The organism is Streptomyces sp. NPDC001070 (assembly GCF_053598835.1).
Genome location: NZ_JBSFLB010000001.1, coordinates 313,803 through 336,939 on the forward strand (window position 1 = coordinate 313,803; position 23,137 = coordinate 336,939).

At 74.0% G+C, this 23,137-nt stretch carries 19 protein-coding genes and 1 pseudogene; 11 read left to right on the forward strand and 9 right to left on the reverse strand.

The window, feature by feature from the left end; translation table 11 throughout:
- Positions 1 to 30: 30 nt before the first annotated feature.
- A complete protein-coding gene (locus ACWDAS_RS01520) occupies positions 31 to 987 on the reverse strand; it encodes a DUF389 domain-containing protein (RefSeq protein ID WP_450386348.1) in 957 nt (318 codons plus the stop codon).
- Positions 988 to 1,063: 76 nt separating this feature from the next.
- Here ACWDAS_RS01520 and ACWDAS_RS01525 point away from each other — a divergent pair, with 76 nt between their 5' ends.
- Entirely contained in the window at positions 1,064 to 1,996 is a 933-nt protein-coding gene (locus ACWDAS_RS01525) for a cyclase family protein (protein ID WP_450386350.1), read from the forward strand.
- A gap of 10 nt (positions 1,997 to 2,006) precedes the next feature.
- Here the strand turns inward: ACWDAS_RS01525 and ACWDAS_RS01530 are convergent, their stop codons facing one another.
- The gene (locus ACWDAS_RS01530) at positions 2,007 to 2,651 is read right to left on the reverse strand and encodes a GAP family protein (RefSeq protein WP_450386351.1); all 645 of its coding nucleotides are present in this window, start codon (positions 2,649 to 2,651) and stop codon (positions 2,007 to 2,009) included.
- A gap of 202 nt (positions 2,652 to 2,853) precedes the next feature.
- Here ACWDAS_RS01530 and ACWDAS_RS01535 point away from each other — a divergent pair, with 202 nt between their 5' ends.
- From ACWDAS_RS01535 to ACWDAS_RS01545, 3 genes are read left to right on the forward strand one after another with little or no spacing between them, the layout of a single operon-like run.
- Entirely contained in the window at positions 2,854 to 4,434 is a 1,581-nt protein-coding gene (locus ACWDAS_RS01535) for a GMC oxidoreductase (RefSeq protein WP_450386353.1), read from the forward strand.
- A complete protein-coding gene (locus ACWDAS_RS01540; protein WP_450386355.1) occupies positions 4,431 to 5,831 on the forward strand; it encodes a DUF2252 domain-containing protein in 1,401 nt (466 codons plus the stop codon). The genes ACWDAS_RS01535 and ACWDAS_RS01540 overlap by 4 nt, the downstream gene beginning before the upstream one ends.
- A 15-nt stretch (positions 5,832 to 5,846) precedes the next feature.
- The gene (locus tag ACWDAS_RS01545; protein ID WP_450386357.1) at positions 5,847 to 7,676 is read left to right on the forward strand and encodes a glycoside hydrolase family 15 protein; all 1,830 of its coding nucleotides are present in this window, start codon (positions 5,847 to 5,849) and stop codon (positions 7,674 to 7,676) included.
- Here the strand turns inward: ACWDAS_RS01545 and ACWDAS_RS01550 are convergent.
- Positions 7,615 to 8,907, reverse strand: a complete 1,293-nt coding sequence (locus ACWDAS_RS01550; RefSeq protein ID WP_450386359.1) for a chloride channel protein — start codon at positions 8,905 to 8,907, stop codon at positions 7,615 to 7,617. The two genes, ACWDAS_RS01545 and ACWDAS_RS01550, sit on opposite strands and share 62 nt — an antisense overlap.
- 230 nt (positions 8,908 to 9,137) lie before the next feature.
- Here ACWDAS_RS01550 and fahA point away from each other — a divergent pair, with 230 nt between their 5' ends.
- From fahA to ACWDAS_RS01565, 3 genes are all read left to right on the forward strand, one after another.
- Complete coding sequence (gene fahA / locus ACWDAS_RS01555; RefSeq protein WP_450386361.1) at positions 9,138 to 10,391, forward strand: fumarylacetoacetase; 1,254 nt, start codon at positions 9,138 to 9,140, stop codon at positions 10,389 to 10,391.
- A gap of 134 nt (positions 10,392 to 10,525) precedes the next feature.
- Positions 10,526 to 11,944 carry an MFS transporter gene (locus tag ACWDAS_RS01560; protein ID WP_450386363.1) on the forward strand — a complete coding sequence of 473 codons (1,419 nt, stop codon included), beginning with the start codon at positions 10,526 to 10,528 and terminating at the stop codon, positions 11,942 to 11,944.
- Positions 11,934 to 13,412, forward strand: a complete 1,479-nt coding sequence (locus ACWDAS_RS01565) for a pyridoxal phosphate-dependent decarboxylase family protein (protein ID WP_450386364.1) — start codon at positions 11,934 to 11,936, stop codon at positions 13,410 to 13,412. The genes ACWDAS_RS01560 and ACWDAS_RS01565 overlap by 11 nt, the downstream gene beginning before the upstream one ends.
- A 458-nt stretch (positions 13,413 to 13,870) precedes the next feature.
- On the opposite strand, the gene ACWDAS_RS01570 is transcribed toward ACWDAS_RS01565, so the two are convergent.
- From ACWDAS_RS01570 to ACWDAS_RS01585, 4 genes are all read right to left on the reverse strand, one after another.
- A complete protein-coding gene (locus ACWDAS_RS01570; RefSeq protein WP_450386365.1) occupies positions 13,871 to 14,839 on the reverse strand; it encodes a pirin family protein in 969 nt (322 codons plus the stop codon).
- A gap of 7 nt (positions 14,840 to 14,846) precedes the next feature.
- The gene (locus ACWDAS_RS01575) at positions 14,847 to 16,607 is read right to left on the reverse strand and encodes an acyclic terpene utilization AtuA family protein (protein WP_450386367.1); all 1,761 of its coding nucleotides are present in this window, start codon (positions 16,605 to 16,607) and stop codon (positions 14,847 to 14,849) included.
- A 91-nt stretch (positions 16,608 to 16,698) separates the two neighbouring features.
- On the reverse strand, positions 16,699 to 18,060 hold the full coding sequence (locus ACWDAS_RS01580; RefSeq protein WP_450386369.1) for an NAD(P)/FAD-dependent oxidoreductase: 1,362 nt from the start codon (positions 18,058 to 18,060) through the stop codon (positions 16,699 to 16,701).
- 192 nt (positions 18,061 to 18,252) lie between these two features.
- Positions 18,253 to 19,629, reverse strand: coding sequence for a cytochrome P450 (locus tag ACWDAS_RS01585; RefSeq protein WP_450386371.1), 1,377 nt, complete (start codon positions 19,627 to 19,629; stop codon positions 18,253 to 18,255).
- 126 nt (positions 19,630 to 19,755) lie between these two features.
- Here ACWDAS_RS01585 and ACWDAS_RS01590 point away from each other — a divergent pair, with 126 nt between their 5' ends.
- Positions 19,756 to 20,292, forward strand: a complete 537-nt coding sequence (locus tag ACWDAS_RS01590) for an NUDIX hydrolase (protein WP_450386372.1) — start codon at positions 19,756 to 19,758, stop codon at positions 20,290 to 20,292.
- Here ACWDAS_RS01590 and ACWDAS_RS01595 read toward each other — a convergent pair.
- Together ACWDAS_RS01595 and ACWDAS_RS01600 are read right to left on the reverse strand one after the other, a co-directional pair.
- Positions 20,264 to 21,013, reverse strand: a pseudogene (locus tag ACWDAS_RS01595) (DUF817 domain-containing protein); the annotation flags it as partial. The gene ACWDAS_RS01590 and the pseudogene ACWDAS_RS01595 overlap by 29 nt on opposite strands.
- A 49-nt stretch (positions 21,014 to 21,062) precedes the next feature.
- Positions 21,063 to 21,638 (reverse strand): TetR/AcrR family transcriptional regulator, encoded by a 576-nt coding sequence (locus tag ACWDAS_RS01600; RefSeq protein WP_450386374.1) that lies wholly within the window; start codon positions 21,636 to 21,638, stop codon positions 21,063 to 21,065.
- A gap of 119 nt (positions 21,639 to 21,757) precedes the next feature.
- Here ACWDAS_RS01600 and ACWDAS_RS01605 point away from each other — a divergent pair, with 119 nt between their 5' ends.
- The 3 genes from ACWDAS_RS01605 to ACWDAS_RS01615 all read left to right on the forward strand — a co-directional run bounded on the left by ACWDAS_RS01605 (position 21,758) and on the right by ACWDAS_RS01615 (position 23,085).
- Positions 21,758 to 22,162: a YidH family protein gene (locus ACWDAS_RS01605; protein WP_450386376.1), complete on the forward strand. Its 405-nt coding sequence runs from the start codon at positions 21,758 to 21,760 to the stop codon at positions 22,160 to 22,162.
- Positions 22,162 to 22,497: a DUF202 domain-containing protein gene (locus ACWDAS_RS01610; protein WP_450386378.1), complete on the forward strand. Its 336-nt coding sequence runs from the start codon at positions 22,162 to 22,164 to the stop codon at positions 22,495 to 22,497. Before ACWDAS_RS01605 ends, ACWDAS_RS01610 begins: the two co-directional genes overlap by 1 nt.
- 129 nt (positions 22,498 to 22,626) lie before the next feature.
- Positions 22,627 to 23,085, forward strand: a complete 459-nt coding sequence (locus tag ACWDAS_RS01615) for a MarR family winged helix-turn-helix transcriptional regulator (RefSeq protein ID WP_450386380.1) — start codon at positions 22,627 to 22,629, stop codon at positions 23,083 to 23,085.
- Positions 23,086 to 23,137: the final 52 nt, after the last annotated feature.

A 23,137-nucleotide genomic window follows, 5' to 3' on the forward strand; every position in this document is an offset into this window, starting at 1 on the left:
CCCCCGTGCCATTGGACCACCGGGTGGGGGTCAGCGCACTTCGGCCCGGGCCGAGGCCCGGGCGCTGACACGGCGCCAGAGCGCGCGCTGGCACCTCAGGGTGCCGGTGCCGACGAGGATCAGCACGACGACGTTGAGCAGCAGCTGGAACAGCGAGCCCCGCGCCTCGGCCCAGCTGGCGAAGGCGAGCGACACGCCGAGGTCGGCCGCGGCCGGGATGGTCGTGACGGAGATGAAGACGCCGAGGAGGGCGCTGGTGCGGGCCTCGGTGAGGGACACGATGCCGACGACCCCGGCGAGGACGGCCACGACCAGGGAGAAGAAGTTGGGGGTGTTGATGAGGTGCGAGACCGGACGCACGCCCAGCTGGAAGGCCCGCGGCTGCAGGTCGAATGCGCGTACGACCAGGGCGAAGAGCAGCGTGACGACGATGGCCAGCGTGAAGCCGGCGAGCAGGGCGCGCAGTCCCTCGCGGATCCTGGCGCGGTCGCGGTGGTCGATGCCGAGCGCCACGCTGGTGATGGCCGCGTACTCGGGGCCGACGACCATGGCCCCCACGATGAGGATCTGCGAGTTGCTGAGGATGCCGACCGCGCCGATGACCCCCGCGATGACCAGCAGCAGGTAGAAGCTGGGCGGGTAGCGGCCCTGGGCACGGATGCGGGCCTCGACCTGGTCCCACACCGGGGTGCGCAGCCGTGCGCCGAGCGACGCGGCCCCGGCCTTCTCGGCGGTGTCGGAGAAGACCACGTCGACCGGGTCGAGGACGATGGATCCGCGGCGGTCGAGCCCGAGGCGGCGCAGCCCGCGCAGCACGTCGTTGGCGCCGCCGGTCAGCACGTCGCATTCGATGGCGTCGCCGTCCGGGTGGCGGGCGCCGCCCGGCAGCAGCACGAGGTTGAGCACGCAGGGGTCGTCGCCGAGCACGGTCATCGCCCGCTCCGTGAGATCCGGCGGGCTCACCACCCGCACATGGATCATGTCCACCCCTGCATTAGGCCCGCGGCCGCCGGGGGCGGCAACTCGGCGCGCGGGGCCGCGCCCGGCGGCGGAGGGTGGAGGCATGGACACGTCCGCGGAGCTCACCGAGGAGGACTTCCGCGCCCTGTACGGGAGCCTGCGGGCGCGGGCGGTCGGCACCGGCTCCGGTCGCGGCGCGCTCGCGGCGGTCACCGCCGAACGGATCCTGGCCGCGGCCCGCGAGGTGCGGTCCGGGCGCACGGTGTCGCTCGCGGCACCGGTGAACACGGCCGCCGCACCGGACGACCCGCACCCCGCGCAGCACCGGTTGTTCGCTCCCGAGGGCGGCGCACCGGCGCCGCGCGGAGTGGACTTCGCCCGGGACCGCTTCGCGATGGACGTGCACGGCGATGTGGACAGCCACCTCGACGCGCTGTGCCATGTGATCTGGGACGGCACCCTGTACGGCGGTGTCCCCGCCGCCGGTGCCCTGTCGCCGCGCGGGGCGGACACGCTGTCCGTGGAGGCGGCGCGCGACGGGATCGTGGGCCGTGGAGTCCTGCTCGACATCCCCGCGCTGCGCGGAGTGCCCTGGCTGGAGCCGGGCGAGAGCGTCACGGCGGAGGAACTCGCGGCCGCCGAGGAGCACCAGGGCCTGCGGGTCGGCCGTGGTGACCTGCTGCTGGTGCGGGTCGGGCACCGCCGCCGGCGCGAGGAACTGGGGCCGTGGCCGGCCGACCGGGCGCGGGCCGGACTGCATCCGCGGGCACTGGCCTTCGCCGCCGACCGGCAGGTGGCGCTGCTGGGCGGTGACGGCAACAGCGACACCGCCCCCAGCCCGGTGCGGGGTGTCGGCTTCCCCGTCCACGTGCTGGCCGTGCACGCGCTGGGCCTGCACCTGCTGGACTACCTGGATCTGGACGGGCTGGCGGCGGTCTGCACGCGGGAGCGGCGCTGGTCGTTCCTGTGCGTGGTCGCGCCGCTGCGGCTGCCGGGCGGCACGGGCTCGCCGGTGAACCCGGTCGCCGTGCTGTGAGCCGCCGGGCTCACCCGGTGAGCTGGTAGAGGCTCTTGCTGACCAGCCACAGCCCCACGACGAGGCACAGGCCGATGACCGCCTGGTCCTGGTGGCCGTCGAGCCAGGTCCGCAGCCCCCGCAGCCGGACCCGTGCCGAGTCCGGTGCGAACACCGTGTAGACCTCCATCGCCAGGAGGCTGGAACTGGCGATCAGGCAGTACGCCATCAGCGCCAGGTAGGACTCGATGTGGGACAGGTCGGCCTCGACGACCGTGGCGGCGCCCGCCGCCACCAGTCCCCACGGCTGCAGCAGCACCGCGAGGCCCGCGGCCGACCACGCGGAGACCCGCTCCAGGCGCCTCGCGGTCCCGGACTGCCGGTGGGTGCGTACCGCGCGGCGCCTGCGGTGCTCGGCGTAGCCGACCAGCCCGACGCCGACGGCGAGTTTGCCGGCGAGCGCCGCCGTCGAGGGCGTGGACTTCGGCTCCGGCGGCTTGCCCTGGGTCAGCAGCAGCACCGCCGCGAGGACCGCGACGAGGCAGGCCAGCCAGGCGACGATGAAGGCCAGCCCCTTCCACACCCCGCCGCGGGTGCTCAGCACCAGGACGAACGCCATGAGGGGGAACGGGAACAAGGTGACGGCCAGCCCGATCAGGACGAGGTCAAGGACCATCGCCGCCCCCACGGGGGGTCGGGAGCGCCCGTGGGCGACCGTCCGCGGTCATGGGGTCATGGTCTCCGTGCCCGCCGGACGGCACAAACCCGCGCCCCCGATCCGACTCGCCGGGCCCATGGGCCGGGCTTACTTTTGAGTGAGGTCGGCGCATTCGCTCATTCCCGGCGGGGTCCCTGGGGCCCGGAGGACGGTGACCGCGATGACCGGCGCACAGCACTACGACGTGATCATCATCGGTACCGGCGCGGGCGGCGGAACGCTCGCGCACCGGCTGGCGCCCTCCGGGAAGCGGGTCCTGCTGCTGGAACGGGGCGGTTACCTCCCCCGGGAACGCGACAACTGGGACTCGACCGCCGTCTTCGTCAAGGGCAAGTACCGGGCGCCGGAGCTCTGGTACGACAAGCACGGCAGGACCTTTCCGCCCGAGGTGAACCACTACGTCGGCGGGAACACCAAGTTCTACGGCGCCGCCCTCTTCCGGCTGCGCCCCGAGGACTTCGGCGAGCTGCGGCACCACGACGGCATATCGCCCGCGTGGCCGATCGACTACGCCGACCTGGAGCCGTACTACACCCAGGCCGAGCACCTGTACCTGGTGCACGGCCGGCACGGCGAGGACCCCACCGAGGGCCCGTGGAGCGCGCAGTACGCGTATCCGCCGGTGGCGCACGAGCCGCGGATCCAGCAGCTCAGCGACGACCTGGAGAAGCAGGGGCTGCATCCGTTCCACCTGCCGATCGGGGTCGACCTGACGCAGGACGAGCAGGGCCGGGCGGTGCACGGCAGTGCCTGCATCCGCTGCGACCGCGTGGACGGCTTCCCGTGCCTGCTGGGCGCCAAGTCGGACGCCGAGGTGATCTGCGTCGACCCGGCCCTCACGCACCCCGGCGTCGAGCTGGTCACCCACGCCCACGTGACGCTGCTGCGCACCGACGCGACCGGCCGGACCGTCACGGAGGTCGTCGCCGAGCTGGCCGACGGGTCCACCGCGGTCTTCGCGGCGGACATCGTGGTGGTCGCCTGCGGCGCGGTCAACTCCGCCGCGCTGCTGCTGCGTTCGGCGAACGACCGGCACCCGGACGGGCTCGCCAACAGCTCGGGCGTGGTCGGCCGCCACTACATGCGGCACAACAACGTGGCGCTCATCGCGGTCTCCAAGGAGCCGAACGACACCAAGTTCCAGAAGACGCTCGCGCTGCACGACTGGTACCTGGGGGCGGACGACTGGGAGTACCCGCTCGGCGGCATCCAGATGCTGGGCAAGTCCGACGCGGACCAGATCCACGGGGAGGCGCCGCGCTGGGCGGGCGGTGTCGCGCCCGACATGCCCTTCGAGGTGCTCGCCCACCACGCGGTCGACTTCTGGCTGTGCGGCGAGGACCTCCCCCTCCCCGACAGCCGCGTCACCCTCGGCAAGGACGGCGCAGTCCACCTGTCCCTGGACGAGAGGAACAACCTGTCGGGGGTCACCCGGCTGCGGCACAGACTCCAGGGGATTCTCGGCGCCCTCGGCCTGCACGAGCACCATCTGCTGCCGCGCACGCTGTACCTGCACAAGGGCATGCCCATCGGGGCGACCGCCCACCAGGCCGGCACGGTGCGCTTCGGCCGCGACCCCGCCGCCTCCGCTCTGGACGTCGACTGCAAGGCCCACGACCTGGACAACCTCTACGTCGTCGACACCGGCTTCTTCCCGAGCATCGGGGCGGTGAACCCCTCACTGACCGCCATGGCCAACGCGCTGCGCGTCGGCGACCACCTGCTGGAGCGACTGCGATGACCGTGGACGCCGAGTGGCGTTCCCCCGAGGAGCGGGCCGCGCGCGGCAAGGCGGCCCGGCGGAGCGCCCCGCGCTCCGCCCACGCCGAGTACACGCCCGCACCGCACCGCGCGGACCCGGTGGACATCGTCGAGGAGCAGTCGGCGCGGCGCGTGCCCGAACTCGTGCCGATCCGCTACGGCCGCATGACCGAGTCGCCGTTCCGCTTCTACCGCGGGGCGGCCGCCGTCATGGCCGCGGACCTGGCGGGCACACCCCGTTCGGGCCTGCGGGCCCAGCTGTGCGGGGACGCGCACATGCTCAACTTCCGGCTGCTGGCGTCGCCGGAGCGGAGGCTGATGTTCGACATCAACGACTTCGACGAGACCCTGCCCGGCCCCTGGGAGTGGGACGTCAAGCGCCTGGCCGCCAGCCTGGTCGTCGCGGGCCGCGCGAACGGCTTCTCGGCCGCGGAGCGCGCCGGCGTGGTGCGGGCGGCCGTGGGCACCTACCGGCGGCGGATGCGCGGCTTCGCCGGGATGGGCAACCTCCAGGTCTGGTACACCCGCTTCGAGGCGGACGAGCTGCAGCAGCAGTTCGCCCCGTTGATGAGCGGCGAGGACCTCGCGCGCTGGGAGCGCGCCCGCGCCCGGGCCCGGGCGCACGACACGCTGCAGGTCTTCGACAAGCTCACGCGGGTGATCGACGGCAGGCGCCTGATCGCCCCCGATCCGCCGCTGCTGATGCCGCTGCGCGACCTGCTCGACGGCGACGCCCGCGCCGCCCTGGAGAGGGAGATCTCCCGGCTGGTCGAGCGCTACGGCCACACCCTGCCATCGGACCGCCGCTTCCTGCTGGAGCAGTACCGGCTCGCCGACGTCGCGCGGAAGGTCGTGGGGGTCGGCAGCGTGGGAACCCGCTGCTGGATCCTGCTGCTCCTGGGCAAGGACGACGAGGATCCGCTGTTCCTGCAGGCCAAGGAGGCCGACGAGTCGGTGCTGGCCCCGTACGCGGGCGGCAGCATGCAGCGTACGCAGGGCGAGCGCGTGGTCGCCGGGCAGCGCCTCATGCAGGCGACCAGCGACATCTTCCTCGGTTGGGAACGCCTCCACGGCATCGACGGGCGGCAGCGCGACTTCTACGTGCGGCAGCTGCGCGACTGGAAGGGCATCGTCGTGGCCGAGAACCTGGCGCCCAGGACCATGTCGCTGTTCGGCGAGTTGTGCGGGGCCACGCTGGCCCGGGGGCACGCGCGGTCCGGGGACCGGATCGCGATCGCCGCGTACCTGGGGGGTTCGGACGTCTTCGACCGGGCGGTGACGGAGTTCGCGGAGTCGTACGCCGACCAGAACGAGCGGGACCACCGCGCGCTGGTGGACGCCGTCCGCACCGGACGTGTTCCGGCGGAGGCCGCCTGAAAGGGGACCACCATCATGGATCGCTACCCGCCCATCGCGGATCACGGACTGGTCGGGGACCTGCAGACCGCCGCCCTGGTCTCCTCCAAGGGCGTGGTGGACTGGTTCGCGGCGCCGCGCTTCGACTCGCCGAGCGTCTTCGCCGCGCTGCTCGACCACGACAAGGGCGGCTACTTCCGGTTCGCGCCCGACCATCCCGAGGGCACCTGGCGGCAGCTGTACTACCCGGACACCGCCATCGTGGTCACCCGCTTCATGTCCCCGGACGGCGTGGGCGAGATCATCGACCGCATGCCGGTCATCGACTCCGAGGTGCCGTCGGACCGGCACACGCTGGTGCGCGTCGTCCGGGCGGTGCGCGGCACCGTGCACTTCGCGCTCGCCTGCCGGCCGCGCTTCGGCTACGGGCGCACCCCGCACGAACTCGACATGGACCACGGCACCGCCGCCTTCCGCACGCGGAACCTGACGGCGTACCTGCAGACCACCTTCCCGGTGCGGCGGGACGGCGACGACGTGACGGGCTCCCTCACCCTGCGCGGCGGGGACGAGGCCGCCGCGGTGTTCACGGTCTGCCGCCCGGACGGCGGGCCGCCGGAACCGCCGACGACGGAGAGCCTGACCGAGGACTCCTGGCGGACCGTCGACTTCTGGCAGCGGTGGGTGCGCACCTCCCGCTACCGGGGCCGCTGGCCGGACATGGTGCACCGTTCCGCGATCACGCTCAAGCTGCTGACGTACGCGCCGACCGGGGCGCCGGTTGCGGCCGCGACGATGGGCCTGCCCGAGCAGGTGGGCGGCGAACGCAACTGGGACTACCGGTACACCTGGGTGCGGGACGGCTCCCTGTCGGTCAGGGCGCTGCTCGACCTCGGTTTCGTGGAGGAGGCGGCGCGCTTCACCCGGTGGCTCGGCGACCGCCTGCGCGACGGGCAGGACCGGGAGGGGGAGCCGCTGCAGATCATGTACCGGGTCGACGGGGACCCGCACCTGACCGAGGAGGTCCTGGAGCACTTCGAGGGCTATCGCGGCTCCTACCCGGTCCGGGCCGGCAACGCGGCGGCCGACCAGTTGCAGCTCGACATCTACGGCGAGGTCATGTACGCGCTCACCGAGGGCCGGGAGATCGGCGAGCAGACCGGCTACCACGGATGGAAGGGGCTGGCGCGCACGCTGGACTGGCTCTCCGACTCCTGGGACCGGCCCGACGAGGGCATCTGGGAGACCCGCGGGGGCCGGCAGGACTTCACCTACAGCCGGGTGATGTGCTGGGCGGCGCTGGACCGCGGCATGAGGATGGCGTCCGAGTTCAGCCGGCCCGCGGACATCCTGCGCTGGAGGAACGCCCGGGACACCATCCTGGAGCAGGTCATGGAGCGCGGCTGGAGCGACAAGGAGCAGGCCCTGGTGCAGCACTACGGGGGTGACGTCCTGGACGCCTCGCTGCTGCTCGCGCCGCGCGTCGGCTTCATCGCGCCGCGGAGCCCCGGCTGGCTGTCCACCCTCGACGCCATGGACCACCGGCTGGTCTCCGACAGCCTGGTCTACCGCTACGATCCGGCGGCCTCGCCCGACGGCCTGCGCGGCTGCGAGGGCACGTTCAGCCTCTGCACCTATCTGTACGTGGACGCCCTGGCCAGGGCCGGGCGGCTGTCACAGGCCCGCTACACCTTCGAGAAGATGCACACCTACGCGAACCACGTGGGGCTGTTCGCCGAGGAGATCGGGCCCTCCGGCGAGCAACTGGGGAACTTCCCGCAGGCGTTCACCCATCTGGCGCTCATCATGGCCGCGACGACGCTGGACGAGGCGCTCGACCGGGTGCTGGAGGCCGCCCGCCACTGAGCGGCGGGAGCGGGGGGATGTCCGGCCCCTGCGGCAGGAGTTCGACGACCACGAAGGCGACGACCACCGCGAGCACCACGACCGGCACCGATTCGGCGTTGCCGAGCAGGAGGACCACGAGCACCACGCTGCTGACCGGCAGGCGCATCGCGGCGGCGCTCGCCGCCGCCATGCCCGCGGCCATGGCCGGTACGACGCCGAAGCCGGGCAGCGGGGCGGCCAGGGCGCCCGCGGCCCCACCGAGGAAGAGCGAGGGGAAGATCGGGCCGCCGCGCAGGCTCCCCAGGCACAGCGCGTAGCCCGCGCCCTTGAACAGCAGCACCGCGACCAGGGCACCCACCGGCCAGGAGTGCGGATCGGAGGCCATCTGGGCCAGTGCCGACTGCCCGGACGACGCGACCTCCTCCGGGGTGCGGCCCGTGGCGAGCGCGTACAGGGCGGCGCATCCGCCGGCGGCGAGCGCGCAGAGCACGGTGTGGGGCAGGGGACGCCGGGAGACGAACACCGCCGCGGACTTGCCGCCGGAGACGATCGCGTGCACCGCCAGCCCGACCGCCACCGCCAGCAGGACGCCCCACACCACGTCGCCCGCGTCGAGCGCGGGCGGCCGGGGCAGACCGATGTCGAGGTGCGTGGTCTTCAGTCCCGTCCAGCGGCCGAAGCCGGTGAACACGATGTCCCCCACTCCGCTGGCGAGCAGAACGGGCAGCATCACGGCGAACAGCTGGGGCCCGCCGACCCCGGCGACCTCCATGAGCAGCACCGCGGCGACCACCGGATTTCCGAAGATCGTGGCGATCGCCGCCGCCGAACCGGCCGCGCCCAGCAGCGCGTTGCTCTGCGGGGTCGCGGCCGCGCGGACCAGGCCGTGGAAGAGCAGCGCCAGTCCCCCGCCGAAGGCGATGAGCGGGGCCTCGGGTCCCAGCACGGCGCCCAGCGGCAGACCCGCCAGGGCGGCGATGACCACGCCGGGCAGGGCCGAGGCCGTCAGCCCGCCGGCGTGCAGGCCGGCGGCCGGGATGTGGCCGCCACGGCCGGGCATGCGGGTGACGACCAGGCCCACGATCGCGCCGGCGAGGGTGAGCAGCACCAGCGGCCACCACCAGGGGGCGGCGTGCCACCCCAGGTGCTCCGGCAGGACCTCCCAGAGCAGCCGCTCCAGTTCGTGGAGCGCGACGAGGAACCAGAAGGCCAGGAAGGAGACCGGAATGCCGACCAGCGCGGAGAACACGAGCACCCTGCGGTAGGCCGGCCGGCGCAGCAGGATCCGCAGCTCGTCCGCTTCCTGGGGCTGGTTCCCGGGGTGGCTGATCGCTGCTCTCCTCGGTCGCGAATGGGGCGGAACGGGTGATGTGCGGCGAGACTACCGACGCGGGACCGCACGGCGGCGCAGGCCACGCTGGACGTTAGGGTGAGCCGACCGCGCGAGGAGGCGCGGCCCCGAACGTATCTGGAGGTGCCATGGCCGCCCCCACCTGGGTCGCCGTGCCGGACGACTCCCCCTTCGGCGTCCACAATCTGCCGTACGGGGTGTTCACCACCGCCGACCGCCCGCAGGAGCGGCGGATCGGCGTCGCGATCGGCGACCACGTGCTCGACGCTGGCGCCGCCGCCCGTGCCGCCGGAGCCGGAACGGCGGGGCCGGAGGCCGGGCTGCTGACGGCGCCGTCCCTCAACCCGCTGCTGGCGGCCGGGCGTCCCGCCTGGACGGCGGTGCGGGCGCTGCTCACCGCATGGCTGACCGACGAGGCCCACCGGGCGGCGGTCGAACCGCACCTGCTGCCGCGCGAGTCGGTCACGCTGCACCTCGCGTTCGACGTGGCGGACTACGTCGACTTCTATGCCTCGGAGCACCACGCCACGAACGTCGGCCGCATCTTCCGCCCGGACGGGGAGCCGCTGACCCCCAACTGGAAGCACCTGCCGATCGGTTACCACGGCCGCAGCGGCACGATCGTCGTCTCCGGCACTCCGGTGGTGCGGCCCAACGGGCAGCGCAGGGGCGCCGGGGTGTCCGCGCCGTCCTTCGGGCCCTGCGAGCGGCTGGACTTCGAGGCCGAGATCGGCTTCGTCGTCGGCGGTCCGACGGCGCAGGGCGAGCCGGTGCCGCTGGCGGCGGCGGAGGACCACGTCTTCGGTGTCTGCCTGGTCAACGACTGGTCCGCCCGTGACATCCAGTCCTGGGAGACCGTGCCGCTCGGCCCCTTCCTCGGCAAGTCCTTCGCGACGTCGGTCTCCCCGTGGATCGTGCCCCTCGACGCCCTGGCGGCGGCGCGTGTCGCTCCGCCGCCGCACGATGTGGAGCCCCTGCCGTACCTGGACGACCGGGGCGCGGGGACGCCGCCTCGCGGCCTGGACATCGCCGTGGAGATCCGGCTGCGGGACGAGGTCGTCTCCCGGCCGCCGTTCTCCACCATGTACTGGACGTACGCCCAGATGCTCGCCCACATGACCGTGAACGGCGCCTCGTTGCGGGCCGGTGACCTCTTCGCGTCCGGGACGATCAGCGGTCCGGAGCGCGAGCAGCGCGGCGCGCTCATCGAGCTGACGTGGAACGGCGAGGAGCCGCTGGTGCTGGCGGACGGCACGAAGCGGACCTTCCTGGAGGACGGCGACGAGCTCGTCGTCTCGGCGACCGCCCCGGGGCCGGACGGCACCCGGATCGGCTTCGGCGAGGTCGCGGGACGGGTGGTGGCGGGGCCGGCACTCCCGTGAATTGACCTGCTCAGGGGTCTGTCCGAGTCCCGGGTCGCCGTGATCTCCTACGCCTGACGGCGCGGCGCCCGGCCACGGCACGCCGCGCCGTCGCGTACGCCCGCCCCGAAACGACCCGGCCCAGCAGGGAACCCATGTCCGAGACGCTGCCCTCCGCACCTCCCGAGGACGCCGGCCGTGCGTCCGCCCCGCCGCTGCCCCGGGAGGTGCGGATCGGGTACGGCCTGGGATCGCTGGGCACCGGCACCTTCGGCACGGTGCCGGGACTCATCCTGCTCTACTACCTGACCAATGTGCTGGCCGTCCCGGCGGCCGTGGCCGGGGCTGCGGTCTTCCTACCCAAGGCGTGGGACGTGCTGATCAACCCCCTGGTGGGCGCGGCGGCCGACCGCAGCCGGCTGCAGGGGGGTTCACGGCGGCCCTTCCTGCTGGCCGGGGCGCTCACCCTGCCCCCGCTGTTCGCCCTGGTCTTCGCGGCGCCGCCGCTGCGCGGGGCCGCCGCCGCGGGTTATGTGGCGGTGCTGTTCCTGCTGGCCGCGACGGCCTACGCCGTCTTCCAGGTCCCGTACGTGACGATGCCGGCCGAGATGACGGAGGACACCGGCGAGCGCTCCCGGGTGCTGGGCTGGCGCGTGGGGTTCCTCGGGGTGGCGATCCTGCTGTCGGGGGCGCTGGCCCCCGCGGTCGCCCACGAGAACGGTGACACGCCGGCGAGCTACCGGCTGATGGGCGTGGTCGTGGCGGTGCTGCTCCTGGCCGGGATGCTCGGGGCCTGGCACTTCACCCGGCGGGCCCCGTCGGTCGCCCGCAGTGAGGCGGAGCCGTCGCTGCGGGCGCAGTTGGCGGCGGCCCGGGACAACCGGCCGTTCCTCTTCCTGGTGGGGATGTGGACGCTGCAGGCCCTCGCTGTCGGGATCATGCTGGCCGGGGTGCAGTACTTCGCGACGTACACCCTCGGCTCGGCGGCTGCCGTCACCCCGCTGTTCGTGTGCATGATCGGCCCGCTGGTGCTGGTGATGCCGCTGTGGAACCGGCTGGCCCGGGCGCGCGGGGTGAAGTTCGCGCAGTGGTGCGCCTCGTCGCTGTTCGTCGCCGCTGCCGTCCTGCTGGCCCTGACCCCGTACGCGGGACCGGGGCTCGGCTACCCGGCGGTCGCGGCCGTCGGGGTCGCCTACGCGGGGCTGCAGTTGCTGCCGCTGACGATGCTCGCCGACACCCTGGCCGCGGACGCGGTCCGCACGGGGCGGCGCCGGGCGGCCACCTTCACGGGGCTGTGGACCGCCGCCGAGACGCTGGCGTTCGCCCTGGGCGCCGGAGCCTTCGCGCTGGTACTGGCGGCGAGCGGGTTCCGCTCCTCGGACGCCGCACACCACGCCGACCAGCCCGGCTCGGCCCTGACCGGCATCACCGCCGGCATGAGCCTGCTGCCCGCCGCGGTCGCTCTCGCGAGCCTGTGGCTGCTCCACCGCTACCGGGAGGACCCCACGGCCCCGGCCCCGCGGACCCCCGCCCTCACCGACCCGCCCGAGGACACCGACGACCATGCCCACTGAGCCCGTTCCCTCCCCCGCCCTCCCCCACGGCCGCCCGGCCGGCGAGGTGCTCGACAGCCTGCGCGAGCTGCGCGCGCAGGACGCCCCCACCCGCGGCGGGCGCACCTTCGCGTACGTCTACGACTCCGGCCTCTTGGGCGTGGACGCGTTGGCCGCCGCGGCGTACGCGGAGTTCGCCACCGTCAACGGGCTGGACATGACGGTCTTCCCCAGCGTCGCCCGGCTGGAGAACGACCTGATCGCCGCCGCCGTGGCGCTGCTGGGCGCGCCCGGCGCGCAGGGCACCTTCACCAGCGGCGGCACGGAGTCGATCCTGCTGGCCGTCAAGACCGCCCGGGACCACGCCCGCGCGGTGCGCGGGGTCACCGAGCCCCAGCTGCTGCTGCCCTCGACGGCGCACGCCGCCTTCCACAAGGCGGGCTCGTACCTGGGCCTGGAGACCGTGGTGGTCCCGGTGGACCGGGAGACCCTGCGGGCCGACGCGGCGGCCATGGCGGCCGCGACCACCGGCCGTACGGCGCTGGTGGTGGCCTCCGCGCCCTCGTACGCCCACGGGGTGATCGACCCGGTGGCGGAGATCGCCGCCGCGGCGGCCGGACGCGGCGTGCTGTGCCATGTCGACGCCTGCATCGGCGGCTGGCTCCTGCCCTACCTGCGGCGCGCCGGACGGGAGGTACCGGCCTTCGACCTGTCGGTGCCCGGGGTGACCTCGCTCTCGGTGGACCTGCACAAGTACGGGTACGCCGACAAGGGCGCCTCCGTGGTGCTCTACCGGGACGCCGCGCTGCGCCGCCACCAGTACTTCGCGCACGCGGGCTGGCCGGGCTACCCGGTGGTCAACCCGACGGTGCAGGGCACCAAGTCGGCCGGTCTGCTCGCCCAGGCGTGGGCCGTGCAGCGGCACATCGGGGAGGACGGCTACCGCGCTCTCGCCGAACGCACCGCCGGGGCCGCCGACCGGCTGCTGCCGGGGCTGCGCGCCCTGGAGGGCGTCCGGGTGCTGGGCGAGCCGGAGGCCGGGCTGGTCGCCTTCACCCTGCACGGCGCCGACGGAACGCCGGACCTGAGCCTGCTGCTGCACCTCGCCGACGAGATGCGCGGACGCGGCTGGTACCTCCAGCCGCAGCTCTCCTTCGACGGCCTGCCGCCCAATCTGCACCTGACCCTGACCCCTGCGGCGGCCGGTCTGGTCGACGCGCTTCTGACCGATCTGGACGGGGCGCTCAAGGCGGCGCGCGCCCTGGAGCCGGTGGCCGTGGACCCGGCGATCGTGGACTTCGCGGCGGGGCTCGACCCGGACACGCTGGGGCCGGAGGAGGTGGAGGCGGTTCTGGCCTTCGCAGGTCTCGGCGGCGACGCAGGACTGCCGCGGCGGATGGCCCCGGTGCTGGCGCTGCTCGACGCGCTGCCGGTCCCGCTCAAGGAACGGCTGCTGACGGAGTTCGTCGGGGCGGTCTTCCGCGTCTGACGGGCGGGCCTCGGGGAACCGGGACGCGGCCCGGGAGGCCGGCCCGGTGGGTGAGTTCGAGCGACGCGCACGCCTCGGCGGGGCCCACGGAACCGGCCGGGCCGACCGCGCGGCGCGGCACCACCGCCGCGCGGATCGCGAGGGCGGCGCCAGGGGCCGCAGGTCCCCGTGGCCGGGCAGCAGGACGTACCGCACCCCGCGCCGGTGCAACGGACGACGGGCGACGGCCGGCAGGCCTACGCGGTCGGCACAGCGCTTACGCGTCGCCGGGCCGTCCAAGACGGTCGAGGCGGCCGAGGCGGCCGAGGCGGCCGCAGCCGCGCGGGCCGCGAGGCCGACGCGGGGGCGACGCGGCCCGCGTCGCCCCCGCGAACCGGGCGCACCCAGGAGGTCGACCCGGTGGGCGAGTTCGCGCGTACGCGTCGGCCAGGGCCACGGGACCGGCTCGCCGCGCCGCTTCAGCGCTCCCGCCCGCGTGCCTTCAGCGGCGTGGCGGGCAGCTCCGGCGCCAGGAGGCGGTCGCCGTGGTAGCCGTGGACGGTACCGAAGGCGGTGCCGGTGTTCCACTCCTCGCGGGCCCTGGCGATCTCCTCCCCGGTGCGCGCGACGAAGTTCCACCACATGACGAGCTTCTCCTCGAACGGCTCGCCGCCCAGCAGCATCAGGCTCGCGTCGCTGTCCGCCCGCAGCGGCAGCGCGGTGCGGCCGCAGCCCAGATAGAGCATCGAACCGGCGTCGACGGGCACCCCGTCCACCTCGACCCGCCCGGACATCGACAGCACCGCGTACTCGAAGTCCCGCTCCAGCGGCAGCCGTACGTCGGTGCCCCCGGCGAGCGCGAGGTCGGCGCCGACGAGGGGCGTGTACGTCGTGCCGGGCGAGGCGGCGCCGTCGACCTCCCCGAGGATCACCGTGGCGGTGAGTCCGCCTCCGCCGTCGAGCACGGGCAGGTCGGCGTGGTGCTCGAAGGCGGGTGCGCCGTGCCGTGCGGTGTCCGGGAGCGCCACCCACAGCTGGGCGCCGTGCAGGAGACGGGCGTGCTCGCGCGGGGACTCCTCGGAGTGGGCGATGCCCCGCCCCGACGTCATCAGCCCCAGTTCCCTCGGCCGCACGGTCTGCAGGCTGCCGAGGGTGTCGCGGTGCAGCACCTCGCCCTCGTGGAGCCAGCTGACGGTCTGCAGGCCGATGTGCGGGTGCGGCGGCACCTGCATCCCGGGCTGGTCGGCGATGTCGTCGGGACCGTAGTGGTCGACGAAGCACCAGGCGCCGACCATGCGGCGGCCGAGGTTGGGCAGCAGCCGCCGCACGGCGGTGCTCTCGCCGAGCGGTACGAGGCGTCCGGTGAGCAGGTCGTGGACGGGTTTCGCGGACACGTCCTCGCGCCCGCCGCAGGTGGCGGGCACGGGGTGGACATCGAGGTTGCTCATGGGCCGATCATGCCTCCTCGCGGCGTTGCCCGGGGACGAGCACCGCGGGGATGTCGGCCTCCAGCCCGCGCAGATACTCCCCCAGCCCCTTCGCCTGCGGGTCGGGGCGGGTGGAGGCGGCGACGCCTTCGCCGAGCAGTCCGTGCACGACGAAGTTCAGGGCGCGCAGATTGGGCAGTTCGTAGCGGCTGACGGGGAGTTTGGCGGCCTCCGGGAGCAATGCGCGCAGCCGCTCGACATCCAGCCAGGCGCGCAGCCAGGCGTACCCGGCGTCGTCGCGGGCCCACAGGCCGACGTTGGCGTCGCCGCCCTTGTCGCCGGAGCGGGCGCCGACGAGCAGGCCGAGCGCGGCCCGCACGGTGGGGCCCGCCGCCGGGGGGCCTGCCGGGGCCGGGGGCTGCGCGGGGACGCGTACCGCGGTCGCGGGCGGGCGGGGCACGGTGAGGCGGGTGCCGTCCTGGAGCACGACCTCGGGGTGGACGAGCGCGGCTGGGACGAGGGCCGGCCAGTGGACGCCGTACTCGGTGGGCCTGGGCGAGAAGTGCTCCATGTGCAGCCCGGGCGCGCTGGACAGGCCCGTCCCGACGACGGCGCCGAACAGGGCACGGCCGACCCTGTCCTTGTCCGCGTCCTTGACGGTGAGGGTGAGCCGGGCGCCGGACGCGGTGGGCTCCGTGCGGACGTCGTACGTCCCGAAGCGCTCGGGACCGCCGGTGGCGTCGAGCAGGGACGCCTCGGCGAACCGGGCCTTGGCCTCGATGTCGGGGCCGGTGAGCACGAAGGTGGCCGAGTTGCGGTAGCCGCCGTGGTGGTTGAGGCACACCTTGAGGGTGTCGGGGGCGGGCTCGCCGCGGGCGCCGGTGACCAGGACCCGGTCGGGGCCCTCCTGCTCCAGGGTCACGGTGTCGAAGCGGGTCACGACGTCGGGGTTGAGGTAGGCGGGCCGGTCGATCTCGTACAGCAGCTGGGCGGTGACGGTCTCGACGGTGACCGCTCCCCCGGTGCCCTCGTGCTTGGTGATCACACTGGAGCCGTCGGGACGGAGTTCGGCGATGGGGAAGCCGGGGCGCACGGGCCGTTCGATCTCGGTGAAGAAGGAGTAGTTGCCGCCGGTGGCCTGGGCCCCGCACTCGATGATGTGCCCCGCGGTGACCGCGCCGGCGAGCCGGTCCCAGTCGTCGGTGGCCCAGCCGAAGGCCCACGCGGCGGGGCCGACCACCAGGGAGGCGTCCGTGACACGGCCGCAGATGACGACGTCGGCCCCGGCGCGCAGGGCCTCGGTGATGCCCCAGGCACCGAGGTAGGCGTTGGCGGTGAGCGGGCGCACGCCGGCCTCGGCGAGCGGGAGGCCGGTGGCCAGGTGCGCGAAGGGGTGGCCCTCGCGCTGGAGTCCGGGCAGCCGGTCTAGCAGGTCGTCGCCCTCCAGATGGGCGACGGAGGGGTTCAGCCCCGCGAGGGCGGCCAGCTCGCGGAGCTTGGCGGCCAGCCCGGCGGGGTTGAGCCCGCCCGCGTTGACGACGATCTTGATGCCGCGCTCCAGGCAGGTGGCCAGGACGTCGCCCATCTGGGCGAGGAACGACAGGGCGTAGCCGGCCTCGGGGTCGCGCTGCCGGGCCTTCCAGAGCAGCAGCATCGTCAACTCGGCGAGGTAGTCGCCGGTCAGTACGTCGATCGGGCCGCCCTCGACCATCTCGCGGGCGGCCGACAGGCGGTCGCCGTAGAAGCCGGAGCAGTTGGCGATGCGCAGGGTCTCACGTCGCTGGGTCATGTCCCTCGCCGTCAGCGGTGTCGTTGTTCAGATGTGTGGGATGGGGTGGTGCATGGGGGTGGGGTGCGGGGAGTGCGTGGGGGCGCCGGGGTCACGCCGCCGTCGCGCGCAGCGACTCGACGTGGCGGCGGATCTCCTCCGGCGAGAGGTAGATGTCGGTGACCTCGAAGTCCTTCAGCGCGGCCGGCCTGCGGGCCTGGAATCCGGTGCGGACGAAGTCGTCCCCGGCGACGGCGTTCAGGAACCAGCCGGCGGCCGCCCGGAAGCGCGCCGGGAAGGTGCGCAGCGCGCCGAGGTGGTAGCCGCGCGCGACGACCTGGGCGGGGAACCCGCTCAGCGGGATGCCGAGCGGCTTGGAGACCGCCTCGACGCCGCCGAGGTCCACCACGAGCCCGAGGTCCCTGTGCCGGTACGGCTGCAGGGGCCGGCCGCGCAGCGCGGCGACGACGTTCTCGGCGACGGCCTTGCCCTGGCGCATGGCGTGCTGGGCTGTGGGCGGGCAGACCGCGCCGCCGCCCACCTCGAGGTCGGGGACGGCGGCCGAGTCTCCGAGGGCGAAGACCCCGTCGGCGCCGGGGATGCGCATCTCGGGGTCGGTGACGAGCCGGCCCTTGACCGTCTCGGTGCCCAGCGTGGCCACCAGGGGGCTGGAGACGACACCGGCGGTCCAGATGAGGGTGCGGCAGGGCAGCTTGCGCCCGTCGGTGAAGGTCACGGTGTCGGGGGTGACCTCGGCGACGGAGACACCGAGCGAGACCTCGACCCCGCGCTCGCGGACGATCTGCAGGGCCTTCAGGCCGAGCTTCTCGCCGAGTTCGGGCATCAGCCGCGGCGCGATGTCGATCAGGTGCCACTTGATCAGGGCCGGGTCGAGGCGCGGGTAGCGCTTGGCCGCCGCCGTGGTCAGCCGTTGCAGGACGGCGGCCGTCTCGGTACCCGCGTAGCCGCCGCCGACCACGACGAACTGCAGCCGCGACTCCCGCTCGGCCTGGTCCGTGGTGGCGGACGCCAGGTCCAGCTGGGCGATGACGTGGTCGCGGATGTACGCCGCCTCGGCCAGGGTCTTCATGCCGCGGCCGTACTCGGTGAGGCCGGGGATGTCGAAGGTGCGGGTGACGCTTCCGGGGGCCAGCACGAGGTAGTCGTACTCCTTGACGAGCTCCTCGTCGGTGATTTTCTTGATGACGACCGCCTTGGCGGCCGGGTCGACGCCGATCGCCCGCCCGGGTATGACCTGGCTGCGGTGCACCATGCGGCGCAGCGGGACGGCGACCGCCTGCGGGGTGAGCACGCCGGCGGCCACATGCGGGAGCAGGGGCAGGTAGAGCTGGTGGCTCCAGGGCGTGACCAGGGTGATCTCGGCCTCGCCGGGGGCCAGCCGCCGCTCCAGCCGGTGCGCGCACTCCATGCCCGCGAAGCCACCGCCGACGACCAGGATCCTGGGTCGCTTCATCACTCGCCTCCCGTAGGACCGTTCGGGCCCGTTTCCCTACCCGTGGCGTGTGCGGATACGCCTCCGGCCACGCTCGCACACGCCTCGTGGCGGCGCGAACGGAGCGGCGGCGGCCGTGTGCGGCACGCTACCGGCCCCGGCGTGCGCGGACGGGGGTTTCCGGAAGGCCGCGGGACCCGGGCCGGACGCAGGTCAGCCCGCCGGTCGCGCCGCGGCCCGGGGGGAGACGCGGCAGCGGGCCGGGCCGCGGGCCTGGAGGGTGATGCCGGCCCCGAGCGGGACGTCGTGGTCGAGGGCGGTGAGTTCGTGGCCGCGCAGGAGCACGGCGAGGGCCAGTACGGACTCCAGCAGGGAGAAGTGCTTCCCGATGCAGGCACGGGGCCCGCCGCCGAAGGGGAGCCAGGCGTAGCGGTGGCGGGCGGCCTCCGCCTCCGGGGTGAAGCGGCCGGGGTCGAAGCGCTCGGGCTCGGGCCAGTGCCCGGGGTGGCGGTGGATGGCCCAGGGGACGACGATGACGTCCGCGCCGGCCGGGACGACGCGGCCGCCGATGCCGGTGGCGGCGACCGACTGCCGTCCGATGACGGGAGCGGCCGGGTAGAGCCGCATGGCCTCCTTGAGCACCGCCGTGAGGAAGGGCAGGGCGTCGAGGTCGGCGGCCTGCGGGGTGCGGTCGCCGAGGACCCGGTCGACCTCCTCGCGGGCGCGGGCCTGCGGCTCGGGATGGCGGGCCAGCAGGTGGAGGGCGAAGGCGAGCGACGTGGCGGTCGTCTCGTGACCTGCGAGCAGGAAGATCAGCACCTGGTCGCGGATCTCGGCGGGGGCGAGGGGGCGGCCGTCCTCGTCCCGGGCCGCGGCGAGCAGCGACAGCAGGTCCCGGCCGTCGCCGCCCTCCCCCCGGCGGCGCTCGATGATCGCCTCGCAGACGGCGTACACCTCGGCGGTGGCGGCGGCCGCCCTCCGGTTGCCTGGGGTCGGCCAGTGGCGGGGCGCCGTGACCGGGGAGAAGCCGCGCCGCAGCACGTAGTCGTTGATGACCGGCATGCAGCGGCGGACGGTGTCCACGGTGGACTCGACCGCGCCGCCGAACAGGACACGGGCGATCGTGCGCAGGGTGAAGCGGTGCATCTCCTCGACGACGTCCACGATCCCGGAGGGCGCGTCGTTCCAGGCCGTGACGAGGGCGGCCGCCTCGGTGGTGACGGCGCTCGCGTAGCCGTCGACACGGCGCTGGGTGAACAGCGGCTGGATCAGCCTGCGCTGCCGCTGGTAGTCGTCGTCCTGGCTGGTGAGCAGTCCGTTGCCGAAGGACTGCCGGACCTCCTCGTAGAACTGGTTGTCCTTGCGGAAGTTGGCCGATTCGGTGGCCAGCACCTGCTGGGCGCCCTCGGGGGAGAACACCGCGTACACCTCGGTGCGCAGGCCCGGCGGGCCGGCGGTGAAACGGACGAGGTCCCCGTGGTCGCGCCGCGCGCGCTCGTAGGTGTCCAGCGGCTCGCGCAGCAGATCGAACATCGACCCGAGCAGCGGCACCCCGGCCGGTCCCGGCACCTTCGTGTGAGCGGTCGTCATGTCCCCGATTCTGCGGGCGGTCAGCGGGGCGCCGGGGGTTCCCGCGGGACGTTGGCCGGAACCCGTCGCGGGGCCGATCATGGAGCCGTACGGGGACCGCGGGTACCGCGACGGACGGGAGGCACCATGGAGGACGCGCCGCGCTCGGCGGACGAGTTGCTGGACATCGTGGACGAACAGGACCGGGTGATCGGGCGGATGGCGCGCGGCGAGGCCACCGCGCGCGGGCTGCGGCACCGCTGCGTCTTCATCCTGGCCAGGGACGGCGACGGGCGGGTGTTCGTGCACCGCCGCACGGCGGAGAAGCTGGTCTTCCCCTCCCTGTACGACATGTTCGTCGGCGGTGTGGTGGGCGCCGGCGAGGAGTACGACGACGCGGCGCTGCGCGAGGCGGAGGAGGAGCTGGGCGTGTCCGGGCTGCCGCGCCCCACGCCGCTGTTCAGCTTCCTCTATGAGGGGACGGGGGCGGCTGCGGGTCACACGTGGTGGTCCCGGGTGTACGAGGTGCGCTGCGAGCTGCCCGTCGTGCCGCAGGCCGAGGAGGTCGCCTGGCACGACTTCGTGTCGGAGGAGGAACTGGAACGGCTCCTGCCGGAACGGGAATGGGTGCCCGACGGCCTGGAGGCCTGGCACCGGCTGCGCGACTGGCGACGACGAAGGTGACGCTGATCAGCAGAGCCCAGGCGCCGAACTTGGCCAGGGAGACCGGCACCCAGCCGTGCGCCTGGTCGGGGTAGCGCCAGGCCCCCACGTAGGTCGCGGCGTTCTCCGCGACCCACAGGAAGAAGCCGATCAGGACGAAGGAGAGCGCGAGCGGCATCCGGTGGCGCACCCCGTCGACCGTGAAATGCACCCAGGTGCCCGCGGTGGCCCACAGCAGCAGCACGGCGAGCACCCAGCGCAGGTCGGGCAGCCAGTGGTGGGTGAAGAAGTTGAGGTACACCGCCGCCGCGAGGATCGTCATGGCGCGGCGGCGGTAGCCGGTCAGGCCCAGCTCGAACAGCCGCCACGCGGCGCAGACGTAGCTGCCCACGGCCGCGTACAGGAACCCTCCGTACAGCGGGACGCCGCCGAACTTGGTGAGCGCGGGCTCGGGGTAGCTCCAGGACCCCAGCCGCACCTTGACGAGTTCGAAGAGCAGCCCGACGGCGTGGCAGACCGCGATCACGGCGACGTCGCGGCCGCGTTCCCAGCCGCACGCCCAGAACAGCGCGCTGAGCGCGATGCCGTAGCAGAGCAGCAGGTCGTAGCGGGCGACGGGCAGCGGCGGCAGCAGCCGCGAGCCGGCGACACCCGCCATGAGCGCGACGGCGAACGCGCAGCAGCGCGCCTCCGTCCAGCCGAAGAGCGCGAGTCGGCGGATCGCGGTGACGATCGGTCCCATGGGGAGGGGGACACCGTGGAGCGCCATCCGGTTCCGGGCGGGGCGGGCGTCAGTCCAGCGAGCGCATGGCGGTCTCGACGGCGTCCTCGACGAAGGCCCGGCCCATGCGGGCCTGGCCCACGACGCGCAGCCCCTGGACGAAGGTGGTGAGGAAGCGGGCGAGTTCCACCGGGTTCTTGCCGGCGGACAGCTCGCCGCGGGCCCTGGCCTTCTCCAGTGCGGCGGCGAGGGCCGACTCCAGCAGGCGCAGGGTGACCGTGACGCGGTCCACGGTGCCGGGGTCGTCGCCGCGCTCGGTGGCGGCGTTGACCAGCAGGCAGCCCCGCTCCGGGTCCTCCAGGTCGGCCTCGACCATCTGCATCAGCGCGGCGCGGACGGCGGAGCGGACGTCGTCGGCGTTCTCCAGGAGCTCGACGAGCCCGCTGGCGTGCCGGGAGCAGTAGCGCTCCAGGGCGAGGGCGTAGAGCTTGTCCTTGGAGCCGAAGGCGGCGTACAGGCTGCCGCTGCCGATGGAGAGTTCCGACAGCAGGTCCTGGAGCGAGGTCGCCGCGTAGCCGCGACGCCAGAACACGTCCATCGCACGGTCGAGTGCCTGGTCGGTGTCGAACTCCCTGGTGCGTGCCATGTACGGAGGATACCATTTCTGGATCGGTTGTTACACTATCGCGTTCTGCCGCCTTTCACCTGCCCCCGCACCGCACCCGCGCCGCGCCCCCTCGGACGGCGCTCGGTACTGTGGAGGCCGTGATCAAGCATGCGCGGGCCGCGATCGGGGCCGTCCGCCTGTGGTTCGCCCCGGCACGCGTCCGGGCCGAGGGGACGACGCCCGACTACCGCTTCTCGCTCGCCAACGAGCGGACGTTCCTGGCGTGGCTGCGGACGGCGCTCGCCCTGGTGGGCGGGGGGTTCGCGGTCGACCAGTTCCTGCGGGACCTGCGCCGGCCGGTCCGGGTGACGCTGGCCGTGGTGCTGGTGGTCGGTGGGGCGATGTGCGCGGTCCGCGCGGTGAACCACTGGGTGCGCTGCGAGCGGGCGATGCGGCGCGGGGAGGATCTGCCGGAGTCGCGGTTCCCCGCGGTACTGGCGGTGCTGGTGGCCCTGATGGCGGTGGCGATGCTGCTGACGGCGACGCTGGGGTGGGCGGGCTGATGAACGCCCCGGCGGGCGGCGCGCCGCGGGACCCGGGGCTGCAGCCGGAGCGGACCCGGTTGGCCTGGCGGCGCACGACCCTGGCCTTCGCGGTGGCGGCGCTGCTGGCCGGACGCGAGGCGGTGCTGCACGGGGTGTCGCCGGCCGGGCTGCTGGGGCTGGCGCTGTGCGCGGCGGTGTGGCTGGCGTTCACGGCGGCCGCCCAGCGCCGGATCGCCGCCCTGGACACCGCGCGGCCCGCCGTGATGTCACCGCGGGCGGCGGCCTGGGCCGTGGCGTGCGTCCTGGCCCTGGCCACCGCCGGGATGTTGCTGGTCTTCCTCGGTCCCCGCTGAGGACCGTCCGCACCGCTCCCTCGGAAGGGCCGCCCGGGCGGGGTGGCCTCGGTGAACCCCGGGGGGTTGATAATTGAGGACATCAAGTTAATGATTCACAATCTCAAGCATTTGAGTACACTCGCAGGCATGAGCGCCCCGACCGCCGCCACGCCCGCGCCGCCCACCAAGATCCAGCTGCTGGAGCTGCTCGCCGCCATCGGCACCGCCCAGTGGCAGGACTTCGCCGCCGCGGCGGCCCGGCACGGGCTGACGTCCATGCAGGCCAAGGTGCTCGCCCAGCTGGGCGGCCCGGTCCCCATGCGCGGTCTGGCGGAACGACTGGTGTGCGACGCCTCCAACATCACCGGCATCGTGGACCGGCTGGAGGCCCACGGCTTCGTCCGCCGCGAGGTGAGCCCCACCGACCGCCGGGTCAAGAACGTCGTGGCCACCGACCTCGGACGCGAGACGATCCACCGCGTGCGGGAGGAGATGCAGGCCACGCACGGCGCGCTGGACACCCTGGACGAGACGGAGCAGGCGGCCCTCCACGCCCTGCTGGAGCGGCTGCGCCCGGTCATGGAGGCACGCGGCAGGAACCGCTAGAGCCGCTCTAGGCCGCCGGGGCACGCGGCGCCGCCGGCATCCGCCGGACAGG